Origin of the sequence: Sphingomonas sp. Leaf4 (assembly GCF_920939515.1) — a bacterium.
Classification (GTDB): domain Bacteria; phylum Pseudomonadota; class Alphaproteobacteria; order Sphingomonadales; family Sphingomonadaceae; genus Sphingomonas.
Genome location: NZ_CAKLBB010000002.1, coordinates 141,047 through 157,453 on the forward strand (window position 1 = coordinate 141,047; position 16,407 = coordinate 157,453).

The following is a 16,407-nucleotide window of genomic DNA, read 5'->3' on the forward strand; positions in this document are numbered from 1 at the left end:
GCTACGCCGCGACCGTCGTGCTGCCACGCCGGGCAATGAGCGCGACGATCGCGGGCAGCACCAGCAGCGTCAGCGCGGTCGCGGTCATCAACCCGCCGATCACGACCGTGGCCAGCGGGCGCTGGACCTCCGCGCCGGTGCCGGTCGCCAGCGCCATCGGTACGAAGCCGAGGCTGGCGACCAGGGCGGTCATCAGCACCGGGCGGACCCGCTCCATCGCCCCGTCGATGATGGCGGTGGTGGCGTCCACACCGGTCGCCTGCCGCCGGCCGATCGCGCTCATCATGACGAGGCCGTTCAGCACCGCCACCCCCGACAGCGCGATAAAGCCGACCGCCGCGGTGATCGAGAAGGGGATACCGCGCAACAGCAGCGCGAAGACCCCGCCGGCCAGCGCCATCGGCACCGCGCTGAACACCACGGCGGCCCGCACCCAGCCACCGAGCGCCAGATACAGCAGCGCGAACACGCCCGCGAAGCACAGCGGCACGACGATCAGCAACCGGTTGCGCGCCGACCGCAGGTTTTCGAAGGTGCCGCCCCAGTCGATATACATGCCCGGCGGCAGCGCGAGCGCCGCCACCTTTGCCTGCGCCTCGCCGACGAACCCGCCGAGGTCGCGCCCGCGCACATTGGCCTGCACCACGACCATGCGCTTGCCGTTCTCACGGCTGATCTGGTTCAAGCCTTCGGTGTAGCGGAAGCGGGCGACCTGCGCCAACGGCACCGAATCGGTATGGCCGGTCGCGTCGGGCGGCAGCATCACCGGCACCGATCCGAGCGCCGTCACATCGTCGCGCGCCACGTCGGGCAGGCGGACGACGATGTCGAAGCTGCGGTCGCCTTCGTAGACGACGCCAGCCTCGCGACCCGACAGCGCGGCGGCGACGGTGTTCGCCACCGCATCGACCGACAGGCCATAGCGTGCCGCCGCCTGCCGATCGACCACCACGTCGAAGGTCGGCGCGCCGTCGGTCTGTTCGGCCTGCACGTCGGCGGCACCGGCGATGGTGCGCAGCGACGCGGCGATGCGTCCGGCGGTGGCCTGCATCGCCTCCAGATCGTCGCCGTACAGCTTGACCGCCACGTCGGATCGCACCCCGGCGATCAGTTCGTTGAAGCGCATCTGGATCGGCTGCTGGATTTCGGACCGGCTGCCGATCAGCGGCTTCATCTTCGCCTCGATCCGCGCGAGGATGTCGGCCTTGCTCGTCACCCCGGCGGGCCATTCGTCGCGGGGTTTGGGGATGACATAGGTGTCCGATGCGTTGGGCGGCATCGGATCGGTGCCGAGATCGGCGTTGCCGTTCTTGGAAAAGACCAGCGCGACTTCGGGCAGCGTCTTGATCGCATCCTCGATGCGGAGCTGCATCGCGGTCGACTGGTCGATCGAGGTGGAGGGAATGCGGAAGTTGGTGACGGTGATGTCGCGTTCGTCGAGCTGCGGCATGAACTCCTCGCCCAGCGCCCCGAACCCGACGATCGCCGCGACGAACACGCCGGCCCCGGTGGCGACGAAGGGCAGGGGCCGCGCCACCGCCCTGGCCAGCCACGGCGCATAGCGCGCCTTGAACCAGCGGATCGGCTTCACCTCGGTCTCGCTCACCCGCCCGGTCACGAGGATCGCGATCATCGCCGGCACGAAGGTGAGCGACAGCACCAGCGCCGAGGCGAGCGCCAGCATCAGCGTGACCGCCATCGGCGCAAAGGTTTTGCCCTCCACCCCCTGAAACGTCAGCAGCGGCAGGAACACGAGGAAGATGATCGCCTGCCCGAACACGGTCGGGCGGATCATCTCGCGCGCGGCCTCGCCGGTTTCCTCCAGCCGTTCCTCCTTGGTCAGCAGCCTGCCCAGATGTTCCTGCCGTTCCGCAAGGCGGCGCAGCGCGTTTTCCACCACGATCACCGCGCCATCGACGATCAGCCCGAAATCGAGCGCGCCCAGACTCATCAGATTGCCCGAAACGCCAAGCGCGTTCATGCCCGTGGCGGTCATCAGCATCGCGATCGGAATGACGGCGGCGGTGATGAGCGCGGCGCGGACGTTGCCGAGCAGCGCGAACAGCACGACGATGACGAGCAGCGCGCCCTCGACCAGATTCTTCTCGACCGTGGCGATGGTCGCGCGGACCAGCGACGCACGGTTGTAGACCGGCGTGGCGACGATGTCGGCGGGCAGGGTGCGGTTCACCTCGATCAGCCGGTCGGCGAGCGCGTCGGCGACGATGCGGCTGTTCTCGCCGGTCAGCATCAGCACGGTCGAGATGACCGCTTCGGCCCCCATCAGGCTGCCGGAGCCGGTGCGGACCCCGCCACCGATCACCACCTGCGCCACGTCGGCGACCCGCACCGGCGTGCCGCCACGGCTCGCGACGATCGCCGCTTCGATGTCGCCGATCGATTTCAGCCGGGCATCGGCGCGCACGAGGAAGCTTTCCCCGGCGCGCCGGACATAGTTGGAGCCGGTCGAGACATTGGCCCGCTCCAGCGCGTCGGCAAGGTCGGTGAGCGACAGGCCATAGGCGGTCAGCGCGCCGAGCTTGGGTTCGACGACATATTGCTTCACATAGCCGCCGTTGGAATCGACCCCCGCCACCCCGTCCACGCCGCGCATCTGCGGCCGGATGATCCAGTCCTGCACGGTGCGCAGATAGGCGGCCTTGGCGAGCGGGGTCGTCAGCCGCTCACCCTCGGGAGTCACATAGCTGCCGTCGCCCTGCCAGCCCGGCCGGCCCGGCGTCGCCTTCGCGCCCCGCCCGTCGGGATGGGCGAAGGCGACCGAATACATGAAGATTTCGCCCAGACCCGTCGCCAGCGGGCTGAGCCGTGGCTGGACCCCGGCGGGCAGGCTGCCCTGCGCCTGCGCCAGCCGTTCGGTCACTTGGGCACGGGCGAAATAGATGTCGGTCGAATCGGCGAAGACCGCCGTGACCTGACTGAAGCCATTGCGCGTGACCGATCGGGTCATCTCCAGTCCGGGGATTCCGGCCAGCGCGGTTTCGACCGGGAAGGTGATCTGCTTTTCCACGTCGGTGGGGCCGAGTGCGGGGACGAAGGTGCTGATCTGCACCTGCCGGTTCGTCACGTCGGGCACGGCGTCGATCGGCAGGCGGGCGATCTGCCACGCGCCGATCGCGATGACGATCAGCGTCAGGAACGCGACCGCCCAGCGTCCGCGCACCGATGCGGTCAGGATGCGCGCGATCAATGATGGTCCCCTTCGCTCTTGCCGAGTTCGGCCTTCAGCAAAAAGGCATTGGCGGCGGCGATGCGCGTGCCCGCCGCCAGACCGCGCAATATCTGGACCCGCTCGCCGCTCCGGGTGCCGACGATCACATCCTGCGCGCGAAAGCCGGTGGGGGTGGCGACGAACACGACGGTACGCTCGCCCAGCGTCTGCACCGCTTCGGCGGGAACGGTGACACCGCCGGCAACGGTGCCGCCACGGGTGAAAATGCGCGCCTGTACCAACTGGCCGGGCGACAGGGTGGAGGCCCCGGCCCCCGGATCGACCACGACGGTCGCGGCGCGGGTTTCGGGATCGACCACGCCGGTCGCCGATCGGACCGTGCCGGGCACGATCCGACCCGGATCGATGGTCAGTTCCACCCGGTCGCCGGGGTGGACGCGCGCGGCATCGGCCGGCGGCAGCGCGGCGGTGACGGTCAGGCGGGTGGCATCGGCGACGCGGAACAATTCGGTCGCGGCGGCGACATATTGGCCGAGTGTCGCGGGGGCGGCGGTAATCCGCCCGGCGATCGGGCTGACCAGCGCGACCGAACGACCGTCGCGCGCGACGCGCAACGCCCCGGCGGCCGCCCCCGCGCGCGCGGCATCGGCCCGCGCGACGGCGAGCGCGGCCTGCGCCGTTTCAAGGTCGGCGCGAGGCGACACCCCTTGCGACAACAGGCTGCGCTCGCGGGCCAGTTGCCGCTCGGCCAGCGTCACGCGCGCGGCGGCGCCGGCACGATCGGCGACGACCGAGGACGCGTCACGGCTTTCGATCAGCGCGATCGTCTCGCCACGCGCGACGGGATCGCCGACGCGCTTGAAGATGCGGGTGACGGTGCCATCGGCGCCGGCGGCCAGCACGGCCTGCGCATCGGGTGGCGAGGCGACGGTCGCGGCGGCGGAGAGGATCGCGTCGATCGACCCGGCGGCGGCGGCGACGACCGTGATCTGCGATGCGGCGATGCCGGCGGCGTCGATCGCGACGGTATCGGTCGGGGCCTCGTCATGCTCGGCCTCCGCCGGTGGCGCGGGGGCGGCGGTGGGCACCGGCGAGGTCAGGCGCGCGGCACCGAAGCCTGCGGCGGCGGCGAGGACGATGCCGATCGCGGCACCGGCGTAAAGGCGTTGCGAGGTCATTCGACGATTGCTCCGGTAAGGGCCTGGCCGTGCAGCCGGACCAGTGCTGCGCGCGCGTCGATCCGCGCGGCGGCGGCGTCGAGCGCGGTGCCGCGCACGACGCCCAGGTCGTGACGGGCGATCAGGACTTCGCTCAAGGGTGCCTTGCCCGATTCATAGGCGATCCGGGTCAGCCGATAGGTTTCGGTGGCGGTCGCGACCGATCGCACGGCGGCGGCGGCGCGCTGGTCGGCGGCGGCGACCTGTGTGGCGGCGGCGACGGCCATGGTGCGCGCCGCCTGTCGCTGGGCGTTCAGTTCGATTTCGGCAGCCGTGCGTTCGGCTTCGGCGGCGGCGATGTTGCCACGGTTGCGATCGAACAGGGTGAGCGGCAGCGAGATGCCGGCTACCAGCGCCGTCGCCCGGTCCGCTTCGAGACGGCGGATGCCGATCTGCGCGCTGACGTCGGGCAATGCGCGTTTGCGTTCGGCGGCGATGCGCGCGGTGGCGGCATCGCGTTCGGCCAGCGCGACGCGCATTTCCGGTGATGCCGGCGGCCCGACCGGTACGACCGGCGGCAGCGTGTCGAGCAGCGAGGCGGACAGCCCGGTATAGGGCGTTTCGGTGCCCGCCAACACCGCCAGTTGGGCAAGCGCGGTCTGATAGGCGGCGCGGGTGACGGCAAGGTCGGCGGTAAGCGCCGCCACTTCGCTGTCGGCGCGCAGTTCGCGCAGCCGCGCTTCCTTGCCCGCCGCCACCATCGCGCGGGCGACCTTCAGGTCGGTCGTCGCCTCCGCCACTTCTTCCTCGGCAAGATCGATCCGCCGTCCGGCGATCTCCGCCATCGCATAGGCGCGGGCAAGATCATGGGCATAGGCGACACGCCCGGCATGGGCGCGGGCGCGGGCGGCATCGACCCCGGCGATCCCCGCCGCGATCCGCGCGGCGCGCTTGCCACCCAGTTCGACGACATGGTTGAGCTGGATCGTCGTTTCGGCACGGGCGAAGCCGCCATAGGGGTCGGAGCCGCCGATATTCTCGACATAGCCGCTGATCGTCGGGTTGGGGCGGGCGCGTGCCTGGTCGGCAAGGCCCTGTGCGGCCTGGGTACGCGCGTCGAGCGCGGCGATGCGCGGCGCGGTGCCGCGCTCGGCGAGCAGTTGGGGGAAGGGCGGGGCGAGTTGCGCGGCGGCGGGCGGTGCCGCCGCAAGCACTGCGGCCAGCGCGAGCACGCGCCGCCAGCAAGGGGAAACGGACATGAAACATCCTGCACGACAGAGTGAGCGTCGGAGGCGTGTTCAAGGAACACGCGCGGACGTTCAGGCGCGCGGGGGACGAATCGGCGAAAGGGGCGCGAGGCCGGGCGGCAGCGTCGCGATCACACGCAGCCACGGCTGGCGCGGTTCGGCGACCAGCGGCAGGGCGAGGGTGGCGCGGGGCACCGCCATGCCGTGCCCGATCGCATGGGCGGCGACATGGACCATCGTCGCGGCGTCATCGGCGGGCGGCGTGCCGCGCTCCAGCGCCACGGTGGCGACCGGGCGGTCGTCGTGGAGGTCGGCCGCGTGCCAGGTCGCGACTGATACGATCGCGCACAGCGCCAGCAACGCCGGCACGGCGGCAAACAGCCAGGAGCGGAGCAGCGCGAGCGTCACGATACGCAGCTTTATAGCGCGCGGGGCCGGGCGGCAAATCAATATCCCGCGCTCCGGCCGATCCCGGCGTCCTTGCCGCCCGGTACGATGAACGGCGCGGTCGTCGGGGCAGCATGGCGTCGCAATGTCGTCCCCCTTGTCGTTCGCCCAGAGCATAGCGGACGAGTAGCGGGGGAATTGCCAAACTGGCGGGCCGGACACCGCCCCTATGCGCTATCGCCGTCCGGTGCGGCAGGATGTGCCGCACGATGCTGCCCCGCTACGCGGGTCAGAACCATGCGCGGACCCCGGCGACGACCGCCACCCCCCCGCTGTCGCCTCCGGCTTCGCGGGCGAAACGACGGGTGTCGCCGAAGCGGCGTTCCCATTGGACGCCGACATAGGGGGCGAATTCGCGCGCGATTTCGTAACGCAAGCGCAGACCCAGCTCGGCCCCGGTCAGCCCCGTGCCGGTGCCGGTCGCGCGGATGTCCTGCGCCGACAGGTTCAGTTCGACGCGCGGCTGGAGGATCAGCCGCTGGGTCAGCCGCTGGTCGTAATAGCCTTCGACTCGGGCCAGCAACTCGCCGCGCGTCGAGAGAAAGGCGGCGGCGTCGATCTCGAACCAATAGGGCGCGAGTCCCTCGATCCCCACCACCCCGAAGGTGCGGGTCGGGGTCGGGCGGATGTCGTGGCGGATGCCGGCCTGCAGGTTGAAATACGGACCGATCGCCCGTGAATACAGTGCCTGCACCTCGGCCGTTTCGACCCGGTCGTCGCCCTCGCCTTCGGACTTGACGACCAGTCGGTGGAGATCGCCGCCCCACCAGCCTTCGCCCTCCCAGCGATAGCCGCCACCGGAGCGAACTTCGGCGAGGTCGACCAGCAATTGCGTGAACCGCTGTCCGCCGCCCTCGTCCACCATCATCCGGTCGCGCGCGCGCGCCATCGCGGCCGTCCCCCAGAGCGCATCGGCGGCGTGCGGCATCGGCACCGGCGGGGCGGGGGCATCGCCGGGCGGCAGGTCGGTGCCGATCGCGACCACTGGCGTCGCGGGCATGGCATGCCCGGCGTGCGCATCGGCGGCCGGCATGTCGGGCATGTCGGACATATCGTGACCGGCATGCGGATCGGCCGCCTGCGCGGGCGGCATGACATGACCCACATGGGGGTCGGTGCCCGCTGCGGCGGGTTCGGCCGGACGGGCCTGCGCGGCGGGTTTCGTCCGCACCTTCGCCTTGGCCGGCGGGGCGGCGGGCATCGTCATGCCGGGCATGGTGTGGCCGCTGTGGTCCTGCGCGGCGGCGGGCAGGGCGAAGACGCTGGCCAGCAGCGCGGCGATCGTGCCGTTCATGCCGCCGCTCCCGCCGGACGGACGGTGACGACCCGCATCATTCCCGCCAGCATGTGATAGAGCATATGGCAATGGAACGCCCAGTCGCCGGGCGCATCGGCGGTCAGATCGAAGCTGACGATGCCACCGGGCTGCACCAGCACGGTATGCTTGCGCGGGGCATGATCGCCCTGACCGGTCACGAGGTCGAAGAAATGACCGTGCAGGTGGATCGGGTGGCCCATCATCGTGTCGTTGACCAGTTTCACCCGCACCCGCTCGCCCAACGTAAAGGCGAAGGGTTCGTGGGTGTCGACCATGCGCTTGCCGTCGAACCCCCACATGAACCGCTCCATATTGCCGGTCAGGTGGATTTCCAGTTCGCGTCCCGGGGCACGCACGTCGGGGTTCGGTTCCAGCGCGCGGAGCAGGCGATAGGTCAGCACGCGGTGGCCGACGTCGCCAAGCCCCTGTCCCGGATAGCCGGTCCGGTCGACCGGCATCGGCGACAGCGTCTGCACGCCCGGCGTCTTCGCGACCTGTGGCGCCACGTCGAAGTCGCGCATCTTCATCGCGCCATGATCCATCCCGGCCATCGGGTCCGACGGGTCGGCGGCGGCATGCCCCATCGCCGCATGGTCCATTCCGGCCTTGCCCGTGGCAGCCAGCGCGGTCGCAGCAGCCGTCGCGATCGCCGCGCCCGGCGTCGCCAGCCGCCGCGATGCGTTCTGTTCGGCGCTCGGGTCGGGCGGGCCGGTGGGGGCTTCGTCCATCGCCATGCCGCCCATTCCCATGTCGGTCATGTCGGCCAGCGGGCGCGGGCGCAGCGGCGGCACCGGCGCGGTTATGCCGATACGCGGCGCCAGCGTCGCGCGCGCCATGCCCGACCGGTCGATGCTCTCGGCCACCAGCGTATAGGCGCGGGCTTCGGCGGGCGTGACGACCGCGTCATAGGTTTCGGCGACACCGATCTGGAATTCGTCGACCTCGACCGGCTCGACGTTCAGCCCGTCGGCCTGCACGATCGTCAGCGGCAGTCCGGGAATGCGCACGTTGAAGGTCGTCATCGCCGATGCGTTGACGATCCGCAGCCGCACCCGCTCCCCTGCCACGAACAGCCCGGTCCAGTTGTCGCGTGGCCCCCGCCCGTTCACCAGATAAGTATAGGTCGCTCCGGTCGCGTCGGCGATGTCGGCCGGGTCCATCCGCATCGCGCCCCAGGCGCGGCGGTCCTTGGCGCGCTGGTCGGCGCCGCTCAACAGCCCGCCCAGCGTCTGCCGCTGGAAGTTGTAATAGCCCGGTTGCAGCTTCATCCGGCGAAAGATCGTGGCGGCATCCGACCGGCTATGGTCGGACAGCACGATCACATGCTCGCGGTCATAGGCTACGGGATCGCGGTCGGCGGGGTCGATGACGATCGGGCCGTACAGCCCTTCCTGTTCCTGCCCGCCCGAATGGCTGTGATACCAATAGCTGCCGTTCTGGCGCACCGGAAAGTCGTAGTCGAAATGACCGCCCGGCGCGATGCCGGGAAACGAGATGCCGGGCACGCCGTCATGCTGGAACGGCACGAGCAACCCGTGCCAATGGACCGAACTGTCGACGTCGAGCGTGTTGACCACGCGGATGCGCGCGCGCTGCCCTTCGCGCAGGCGGACGAGCGGGGCGGGCGACGTGCCGTTGATGCCGACCCCGCGCGTCGTCACCCCGTCGACCGTGCGGGTCAGCCGCGCGATGCGCAGTTCGATCGATTCGCCCGATACGGTCGGGAGCAGGCCGGCCCCTTGCGCCCATGCCGGGGTCCAGCGTTCCAGCGCCAGCGCGCCGCCCGCCATCGTGGCGCCGCGCAGCAGCGTGCGCCGGTCGATCGTCGTCATGCCCATATCCTTTTGCCAACGCGATCCGCGCCGTCCGTCCCTGTGATACGCAGCCGCCGGACGCATCCCTCATCCCGGCCCGTCATTCGGGCAGCATCTCGCCCAATCGCAGCCGCGCGCGACGCAGCCGGGTTTCGACCGCCTTGGCACTGACGCCGAGGATCGCCGCCGCCTCGCCATGGCTCGCCCCCTCGATCGCACACAGCACCAGCGGTTCGCGCAGCGTGGCGGGCAGATCGGCGATCGCCGCGCGCAGCCGGGTCAACCGGTCGCGGTCCGCAATGGCGATGTCCTGCCCCGGCGCGCCGTCGCCGAGCGTGTCGGCGACCTCCTCGATCGGGCGCGCGCGCCACAGCCAGCGGCGCACCGTCCGCCGCCGGCTCCAGTCACGGCACTTGTTGAGCGCGATCGTCGCCAGCCACCCGGCCATCGGCCGGGCCGGATCGTAGCGGCCGAGCGCGCGATGCGCCGACAGGAACGTCTCCTGCACCAGATCGAGCGCCTCGTCCGCGTCGGCGACGTTGTTCAGGATCAGTCGATAGACCCGCGCGCGGTGCCGGGCGAACAGCGCGGCGAACGCCATCTCGTGCCCGCTGCGCGCCAGTACCGCCAGATCGGCGTCCGACACCGCCGCCAGCGCATCGCTCACCGCTGGCCGGCGGTCAGCGCCCGCGCCACGGCGCGGTCGAACACCGGGGCCTGATCGGGGCGCAGCAGCGCGCGCATCGCGAAGACATGCGCCAGCGTTTCCTTTTGCAGCGTGCCCATCGTGTGGTGGCAGGCATCGACCGCCGCCGTCACGCGCGGTCCCGCCGCATGTTCGGCGGCCATCGCCGTGGCGAGGCGTGCGTTGTCGGCGCGCATCCGTGCCTCCAGCGCCGCGCGCCGTATGGCGAAGCGTGCCTCCAGCGTGTCGATCGCGCCACGCTGCGCCGGGGTCAGCGTCAGTCCGTCGTGCAGCAGCGCGTGCAGTTCGCCACCGTCGTGATGCGGCGGCGTGGTCAGCATCCGCCCGGCAACCACCCCGGCGAGCGCCGCGACGAAGGCGACCAGCGCGACCAGCAGCGTCCAGCGCGTGCGGCTCATCGCCCGGCCAGCAAGGTGGAGGGGGCCAGCGCCATGTCGATGCCCAGCGGTGCCGCCGCTGCCGGGCTGCCCGTCGGCCCCGCCGCGCCCAGTCCAAGAAGGACCGCGCCGACCGCCGCGCCGCACGCCATCGATAATCCCGTCCCCCGCGCCGCGCGATCGGCCGCGACCCGCGACAACAGCACCCCCTCCAGCCGCGCCAGCGCGGGCGGTTCGTCAGTGTCGCCCAGCAGGGCCAGCGATCGGTCGAGGTCGGTCGGCATCGGGCATCTCTACATCGGTAACGGGCCTATCCAATACGCACGCCCCGCCGCTTTCCCTCAAGCCCGAAAATCATTTCGTCCGGGCGAGGGACGGTGTCGCCCGCTGCGTATCGCTTGGCATGGGGCCGGACAGTCCGGCCCTGCTTCCTGTCTGACGAAGGATCGCAATGCGCCATCTGATCGCTCTTGCCGTGCCCGCCCTGCTCGCTGCCGCACCGGCGCTGGCCCATCCGAAGCTGCTTGCCGCCACCCCTGCCGCCGAGGCGACGGTGCCCGCGACCAAGGTGGTGCAGCTTGGCTTTTCCGAACCGCTCGTCGCCGCCTTTTCCGGCATCACGATCGAGATGACCGACATGCCCGGCATGAAGATGAAATCGCCGATGCGGATGCCGTTGCAGACCAGCGTCGCCGCCGATGGCAAGACGCTGGTGGCGACGCTGGCCCGGCCGCTGCCGCGTGGCAGCTACCGGCTCGACTGGCATGTCGTGTCGGGCGATACCCACCGTGTCAACGGCAGCTACGCCTTCAAGGTCAAGTGATGGACCTGCCCGGCATCGCGCTGCGCTTCGCACTGTTCGTCGACCTGCTGCTGCTGGTCGGGATCGCGGGCTATGCCGGGTGGCGCCATCCTGTCGCGCGGCTGCCGTGGATCGTCGCGATGCTGGCGATCGTCGGCATGCTGCTGTCGGTCGCCGGACTGGTCGTGCTGGCGGCGGGCATGGCGGGCACCGGAATCGGTGACGTCGACCGCGCGACGCTGGAGATGGTGGTGACGGCGACGGCGGTCGGCCGGTCATGGGTCGTGCGGATCGTCGCGCTGTGCGTGGCGGTGGCGCTCGCTGCCCGTCCGCGCCTTGCCGCGCTTGCCGGCGCGGTGGCGCTCGCGACGCTGGCGTGGAGCGGGCATGGCGCGATGGATGAGGGGGTGATCGGCCGGGTGCATCTCGTCGCCGATATTGTCCACCTGCTCGCCGCCGCATTGTGGATCGGCGTGCTGGCGCTACTGTGCGCGCTGCTCGTCCGCGTGCCCGACCCGTCGCGCCTCGCCCGCACCCACCGGCTGGCGTCGGGGTTCGCGGGGCTGGGCACGGTGCTGGTCGTGGCGATCGTCGCGAGCGGGATCGTCAACGCCTGGCTGCTCGTCGGCGGCTTTGGCGGACTGACCGGTACGCTTTATGGCCGGTTGCTGCTCGTCAAGCTGATGCTGTTCGCCGCGATGTTGTGCCTCGCCGCCCTTAACCGGTTCCGGCTGACCCCGGCGCTCGCCCTGCCGACCGGTGATCCGGCATCGGCGTGGCGCGGGTTGCGGGCGAGCGTCGCGGTGGAAACCGGCTGCGGTATCGCCATCCTCGCGCTGGTCGCGTGGCTCGGCACGCTCGCGCCGCCGGTTGCCGGGCTGTAGCCCGCGCGCCCTGGCTGCTATTTCCGCTTCTTCGCCGTGGTCGCGGTGAAGTCGGGATCCTTGTTGGCGACCCAGTCGACGAACTTGCGCACGTCGGGATGCGCCAGCAGCATCGCGACATCGGTGCCGTGGCGTTGCAATTCCGAATTGGTGAAATTGGCCATCAGCGTCTGCTGGCAGATCGGGTGCATCGGCACGACGTCGCGCCCGCCCCGGCTCTTGGGCACGGGATGGTGCCAGACGATTGTCTTGCCGGTCGGCCGGCCGCACAGCCAGCACGCGACCGGGGGCGGCGCCTCGTCCTCGTTCTCCGCTTCTGCTGGATAGGGACCATGTTTGGGGTGTTTGCGGGCCATGCCTTGAAATTATCCACCTGAAGTCGTGCCGTACCGCGGTCGGTCCGCGTCAGCCCTGATAGCGCAATGTGTTCGCGAACCCGTCGTTCGCCTTGGTCATCTTCGCGATCTTGCGCAGGGTCGCGCGCACGTTCCGGTCGAACCGGCGATCGTCGTAGATGCCGGTGGTGCGATATTCCTCCTGCGCGAGCAGCGCCTTCACCTGCGCGGCGAACGCCGTCCGGTCATCGGCATGGTCTCTGGTCCGCAGCGCCCGACAGGCCCATTCCTCGCCCGCCGCCTTGTCATAGTCGTCCTGCGCCGTATAGCCGCGCCGGTCCGCCGCCGCCTGATCGAGCCGGGCGGCATCGATCCGCCGGTCGAGCCAGGTGCGGACGAGATCGGCATCCCATGGTTTCGACGTGTCGTTCATCCGCTTTCCTACTCTGACAGCCGGCCTCTTACCCGAAAGGCGCTGGTGGGACAGCCTGTCGAGGCGCCCGAATGTCGTTTCGATCGTTGTGCGACGCAAAGGAGATCGTTGCCATGTCCCGACATCCCGACGCGACCGTCATTCAAGGCGCTGCCGCTCTGTCGAAGGGCGGGCTGTCGCCGCTGCTGGCGCTGGGCGCGGTCGGCCTCGTGCTGGGGGCGAGTGCGGTCGTCGGGCGGCGGAATGCCCCCGATCCGTCGCATCCCCGCATCCGCCGCTGGTATCGCCGGCTCGACAAGCCCGGTTTCACCCCGCCCGACGCGGTGTTCGGGGCGGTGTGGCCGGTACTCGAAACCGGCCTTGCCGTCGGCGGCTACCGGTTGCTGCGCGAGCCGTCGAGCGCGGCGCGCAACACCGCCGTCGCCCTGTGGCTGCTGAACACCGCGATGGTCGGCGGCTGGACACAGTTGTTCTTTCGCGAGAAGCGGCTGGGAGCGAGTGCGGCGACGTCGGGGGCGATGGTCGCCTCCGGAGCCGCCTATGTCGCCGCCGCCGCGCGGGTCGACCGGCCGGCGGCGGCGACCGGCGTGCCATTCGTCGCATGGCTCGGCTTCGCGACGCTATTGGCGACGCGGATCTGGGGTGATAATCCGGGGGAGAGGCGATGAGCCGCGTCACCGTGTGGCACGACGGCAATTGCCCGCTGTGCCGGCGCGAGATCGCGCTGATGCGGCGGCTCGACCGGCGCGGGCGGATCGAGTTCGTCGATGCGACCGGCCCGGCGGACTGCCCGGTCGACCGTGCCGAGCTGCTTGCCCGGTTCCATGCGCGCGAGGATGGGCGGATGCTTTCCGGCGCGGCGGCGTTCGCGGCGATGTGGCGCGCGATCCCGCTGCTGCGGCCGTTGGGGCTGCTGGCGCGCTATCGGCCGGTTCTGGCCGCGCTGGAATATGGCTATCGCCGGTTCCTGATCGTGCGCCCGCGCCTGCAACGCTGGCTCGGGCGACGGGAGGCAAGCGTATGAGGCCGCGTCCTGATGCGCCCGCGCCGGGACAGGAGAGCGTCTGGGACTATCCGCGTCCCGCGATCGCGCAAGCCAGCGACCGGCATGTCCGCATCGTCCATGCCGGTATCGTCGTCGCCGATACCGTCGCGGCCGTCCGCACGCTGGAAACGAGCCATCCGCCGAGCTGGTACATCCCGCCCGACGCGATTGCGCCAGGCCTGCTCCGCCCGTCGACACGGCGATCGTTCTGCGAATGGAAGGGGGAGGCGCGCTACTGGCATGTCGAGGTCGGCGGGCAGCGGTTCAACGACGTCGGCTGGAGCTATCCAAACCCGACGCCGGCCTTCGCCATGCTGCGCGATCATGTCGCCTTCTACGCCGCGCCGTTCGATGCCTGCACCATCGATGGCGAGCGGGTCCGGCCCCAGCCCGGCGGCTTCTATGGCGGCTGGATCACCGACGACCTTGCCGGACCATTCAAGGGCATTCCCGGCAGCATGGGATGGTGAGCGTGCCGCTGCCGCCCGGGCTTGCCGACTGGCGTGAGGCACCGCGTGTCCGCGAGGCCAACGACCGGCCGATCGCGACCGGCGCGCGCTATGTCCTGTGTTGGCTGCAACAGGCGTTGCGCGCCACCGACAATCCGGTGATCGATGCCGCCGTCCGACTGGGTAATGCGCTTGGGCTGCCGGTGTTGGTCTATCATGGTGTGCGCGAGGATTATCCCTATGCGTCGGACCGGTTGCACCAGTTCATCTTGGGGGCGAGCCGCGATCTTGCCGCCGGGTGCGAGGCGCGTGGGCTGGCCTGCGTCCGCCATGTCGATCGCTCAGGGCACCGCGAGAAGGGACTGGTCTATCGCCTTGCCGCCGATGCCGCCGCGCTGGTGATGGAGGATCAGCCGACCTTCGTCGCGCGCTGGCAGGGCGAGCGGGTGGCAGGGCGGGTCGCGATCCCGGCCTATGCGGTCAACGCCGCCTGTCTGGTGCCCCCGGCGGTGCTGGGCGAGGGCATCGGCGGTCGTTCGGGCTTTCTGCGGCGTCACGAACCCGAACGGGCGGCATGGCTGGAGGCGGTGGACGAGCCGGCCGAGGTGGCGGCCTATGCCGGAGCGCTGCCGTTCGTGCCCGATGTGCTGGACGACGATCTCGACATGCTGATAGCCGGTCTGGACATCGACCACAGCCTGCCCGCCAGCGCTGCGTTTCCCGCCGGCCGGGCGGCGGCCGGGGACCGGCTGCAACGGCTGGTCGACAAGGTACTGCCGGGCTATGCCGTGACCCGCAACGACGCGACCCGGCGCGAGGGGGCGAGCGGCCTGTCGCCCTATCTCCACTTCGGGGTGCTGGGACCGCGCGAGGTGATGCGCGCGGTCGATGCGGCGGCGGCGGGGGCGAAGCACAAGACCAAGTTCGCCGACGAACTGCTCGGATGGCGCGAGTGGTTCCACTATCAGGCGCGTGGCCTTGCGGCGCCCGAGTGCTACGACCGGGTCGCCGGCTGGGCGCGGGCGACGCTGGCCGAGCATGAAGGCGATCCCCGGCCCGAGATCGAAACCCTTGCGGCGATGCTACGCGGAGAGACGCGCGACGAGACGTGGAACGCCTGCCAGCGGCAGTTCCTGCGGTTTGGATGGATGCACAACAACCTGCGGATGTACTGGGCCAAGCGGATCATCGCGATGACCCCCGACCCCGCAACCGCATGGGCGACGGCGTGCTACCTCAACGACCGGCTGAGCCTCGATGGGCGCGATCCGTCGACCTATGGCAATATCGCCGCGATGTTCGGCGGCGCGCCGGGCGACAGCGAGCGACCGATTTATGGCCGGGTGGCGACGCGCGGCGACGGATCAACGCGCCGGCGCGATGGCGGCGACGCATGGATCGCCGCCGCCGCCGCGCGACCGGTGCCGCCGGTGTCCGTGCCAACGGAACTGCCAGCCGACCGGTATCTCAGGCGCGGATATACCTGAAATACCAGACTTCATGCCCCTGCCGGCGGGCCTTGCGTTCGTAGCGGGTTTCCGGCCAGTCGGCGGGGCGGGTGAGGAAGTCGGCGGCGGTCGCGGCCTGCCATGCGAAGTCGCGGCGCTGGTCCATCACCATCATCGCCCAGCGGCAATAGGTCGGATCGTCGGTGCCCAGACGGAATTCGCCGCCGGGGCGCAGCTTGCGCGCGATCAGGTCCATCGGGCCATGGTTCATCATCCGCCGCTTGGCATGGCGCGCCTTGGGCCATGGATCGGGGTGGAGCAGATAGACCCGGTCGAGCGAGGCGTCGGCGAAACGTTCGATCACCTCCAGCGCGTCGCCCATGTGCAGCCGGACGTTGGCGAGATTATCGTCGCGGATGTGGTTGAGCGCACCGACCACGCCGTTCAGGAACGGTTCGCAGCCGATGAAGCCGTGGGTCGGGCGCATCGCCGCCTGTCCGGCGAGATGCTCGCCCGCGCCGAAGCCGATCTCGATTTCGAGCGGGCGGTTGTCGCCGAACAGCGTGGCGGCGTCCAGCGGCCCGGTGTCGGGGACGGAAACGCGGGGCAGCAGCTCCTCGACCAGCGCGGCCTGGCCGGTGCGCAGCTTGTGCCCCTGACGACGGCCATAGAGGCGGCGGATGGTGGTGGGATCGTTCATGGGGCGCGGACGTAGGCGGGGTCCGGCCAAACGGCAACACTTTGCCACGGACCCA

The 16,407-nt window shown here is 70.5% G+C and carries 18 protein-coding genes; 6 read left to right on the top strand and 12 right to left on the bottom strand.

Annotation, left to right across the window (positions count from 1 at the left end):
* Position 1: 1 nt before the first annotated feature.
* The 9 genes from LRA89_RS03140 to LRA89_RS03180 all read right to left on the bottom strand — a co-directional run bounded on the left by LRA89_RS03140 (position 2) and on the right by LRA89_RS03180 (position 10,540).
* Entirely contained in the window at positions 2 to 3,208 is a 3,207-nt protein-coding gene (locus LRA89_RS03140; protein WP_230768985.1) for an efflux RND transporter permease subunit, read from the bottom strand.
* Positions 3,205 to 4,368, bottom strand: coding sequence for an efflux RND transporter periplasmic adaptor subunit (locus LRA89_RS03145; protein WP_055755563.1), 1,164 nt, complete (start codon positions 4,366 to 4,368; stop codon positions 3,205 to 3,207). Before LRA89_RS03145 ends, LRA89_RS03140 begins: the two co-directional genes overlap by 4 nt.
* A complete protein-coding gene (locus tag LRA89_RS03150; protein WP_230768986.1) occupies positions 4,365 to 5,606 on the bottom strand; it encodes a TolC family protein in 1,242 nt (413 codons plus the stop codon). Before LRA89_RS03150 ends, LRA89_RS03145 begins: the two co-directional genes overlap by 4 nt.
* A gap of 60 nt (positions 5,607 to 5,666) precedes the next feature.
* Entirely contained in the window at positions 5,667 to 6,002 is a 336-nt protein-coding gene (locus tag LRA89_RS03155) for a hypothetical protein (RefSeq protein WP_056496937.1), read from the bottom strand.
* A 268-nt stretch (positions 6,003 to 6,270) separates the two neighbouring features.
* Positions 6,271 to 7,335 carry a copper resistance protein B gene (locus LRA89_RS03160; protein ID WP_230768987.1) on the bottom strand — a complete coding sequence of 355 codons (1,065 nt, stop codon included), beginning with the start codon at positions 7,333 to 7,335 and terminating at the stop codon, positions 6,271 to 6,273.
* Complete coding sequence (locus tag LRA89_RS03165; protein ID WP_230768988.1) at positions 7,332 to 9,191, bottom strand: copper resistance system multicopper oxidase; 1,860 nt, start codon at positions 9,189 to 9,191, stop codon at positions 7,332 to 7,334. Before LRA89_RS03165 ends, LRA89_RS03160 begins: the two co-directional genes overlap by 4 nt.
* Before the next feature lie 82 nt (positions 9,192 to 9,273).
* Positions 9,274 to 9,840, bottom strand: coding sequence for an RNA polymerase sigma factor (locus LRA89_RS03170; RefSeq protein WP_055755567.1), 567 nt, complete (start codon positions 9,838 to 9,840; stop codon positions 9,274 to 9,276).
* Complete coding sequence (locus LRA89_RS03175) at positions 9,837 to 10,277, bottom strand: periplasmic heavy metal sensor (protein ID WP_055755568.1); 441 nt, start codon at positions 10,275 to 10,277, stop codon at positions 9,837 to 9,839. Before LRA89_RS03175 ends, LRA89_RS03170 begins: the two co-directional genes overlap by 4 nt.
* Positions 10,274 to 10,540: a hypothetical protein gene (locus LRA89_RS03180; RefSeq protein WP_055755569.1), complete on the bottom strand. Its 267-nt coding sequence runs from the start codon at positions 10,538 to 10,540 to the stop codon at positions 10,274 to 10,276. Before LRA89_RS03180 ends, LRA89_RS03175 begins: the two co-directional genes overlap by 4 nt.
* A gap of 167 nt (positions 10,541 to 10,707) precedes the next feature.
* Between LRA89_RS03180 and copC the strand changes: the two genes are divergently transcribed.
* Entirely contained in the window at positions 10,708 to 11,079 is a 372-nt protein-coding gene (gene copC, locus LRA89_RS03185; protein WP_056496922.1) for a copper homeostasis periplasmic binding protein CopC, read from the top strand.
* The gene (copD, locus tag LRA89_RS03190; protein ID WP_230768989.1) at positions 11,079 to 11,942 is read left to right on the top strand and encodes a copper homeostasis membrane protein CopD; all 864 of its coding nucleotides are present in this window, start codon (positions 11,079 to 11,081) and stop codon (positions 11,940 to 11,942) included. The genes copC and copD overlap by 1 nt, the downstream gene beginning before the upstream one ends.
* Before the next feature lie 17 nt (positions 11,943 to 11,959).
* Here copD and LRA89_RS03195 read toward each other — a convergent pair whose 3' ends face one another.
* Positions 11,960 to 12,298 carry a hypothetical protein gene (locus tag LRA89_RS03195; RefSeq protein WP_055755572.1) on the bottom strand — a complete coding sequence of 113 codons (339 nt, stop codon included), beginning with the start codon at positions 12,296 to 12,298 and terminating at the stop codon, positions 11,960 to 11,962.
* Positions 12,299 to 12,347: 49 nt separating this feature from the next.
* Positions 12,348 to 12,710: a hypothetical protein gene (locus LRA89_RS03200; RefSeq protein ID WP_056496916.1), complete on the bottom strand. Its 363-nt coding sequence runs from the start codon at positions 12,708 to 12,710 to the stop codon at positions 12,348 to 12,350.
* A gap of 113 nt (positions 12,711 to 12,823) precedes the next feature.
* Here LRA89_RS03200 and LRA89_RS03205 point away from each other — a divergent pair, with 113 nt between their 5' ends.
* From LRA89_RS03205 to LRA89_RS03220, 4 genes are read left to right on the top strand one after another with little or no spacing between them, the layout of a single operon-like run.
* Positions 12,824 to 13,378 (top strand): TspO/MBR family protein, encoded by a 555-nt coding sequence (locus tag LRA89_RS03205; RefSeq protein ID WP_230768990.1) that lies wholly within the window; start codon positions 12,824 to 12,826, stop codon positions 13,376 to 13,378.
* Positions 13,375 to 13,734 carry a thiol-disulfide oxidoreductase DCC family protein gene (locus LRA89_RS03210; protein ID WP_056496913.1) on the top strand — a complete coding sequence of 120 codons (360 nt, stop codon included), beginning with the start codon at positions 13,375 to 13,377 and terminating at the stop codon, positions 13,732 to 13,734. Before LRA89_RS03205 ends, LRA89_RS03210 begins: the two co-directional genes overlap by 4 nt.
* Positions 13,731 to 14,225, top strand: coding sequence for a DUF427 domain-containing protein (locus tag LRA89_RS03215; protein WP_230768991.1), 495 nt, complete (start codon positions 13,731 to 13,733; stop codon positions 14,223 to 14,225). Before LRA89_RS03210 ends, LRA89_RS03215 begins: the two co-directional genes overlap by 4 nt.
* A 2-nt stretch (positions 14,226 to 14,227) precedes the next feature.
* The gene (locus LRA89_RS03220; protein WP_230768992.1) at positions 14,228 to 15,691 is read left to right on the top strand and encodes a deoxyribodipyrimidine photo-lyase; all 1,464 of its coding nucleotides are present in this window, start codon (positions 14,228 to 14,230) and stop codon (positions 15,689 to 15,691) included.
* Here LRA89_RS03220 and trmB read toward each other — a convergent pair.
* A complete protein-coding gene (gene trmB / locus LRA89_RS03225) occupies positions 15,672 to 16,352 on the bottom strand; it encodes a tRNA (guanosine(46)-N7)-methyltransferase TrmB (RefSeq protein WP_230768993.1) in 681 nt (226 codons plus the stop codon). The genes LRA89_RS03220 and trmB overlap by 20 nt on opposite strands.
* Positions 16,353 to 16,407: the final 55 nt, after the last annotated feature.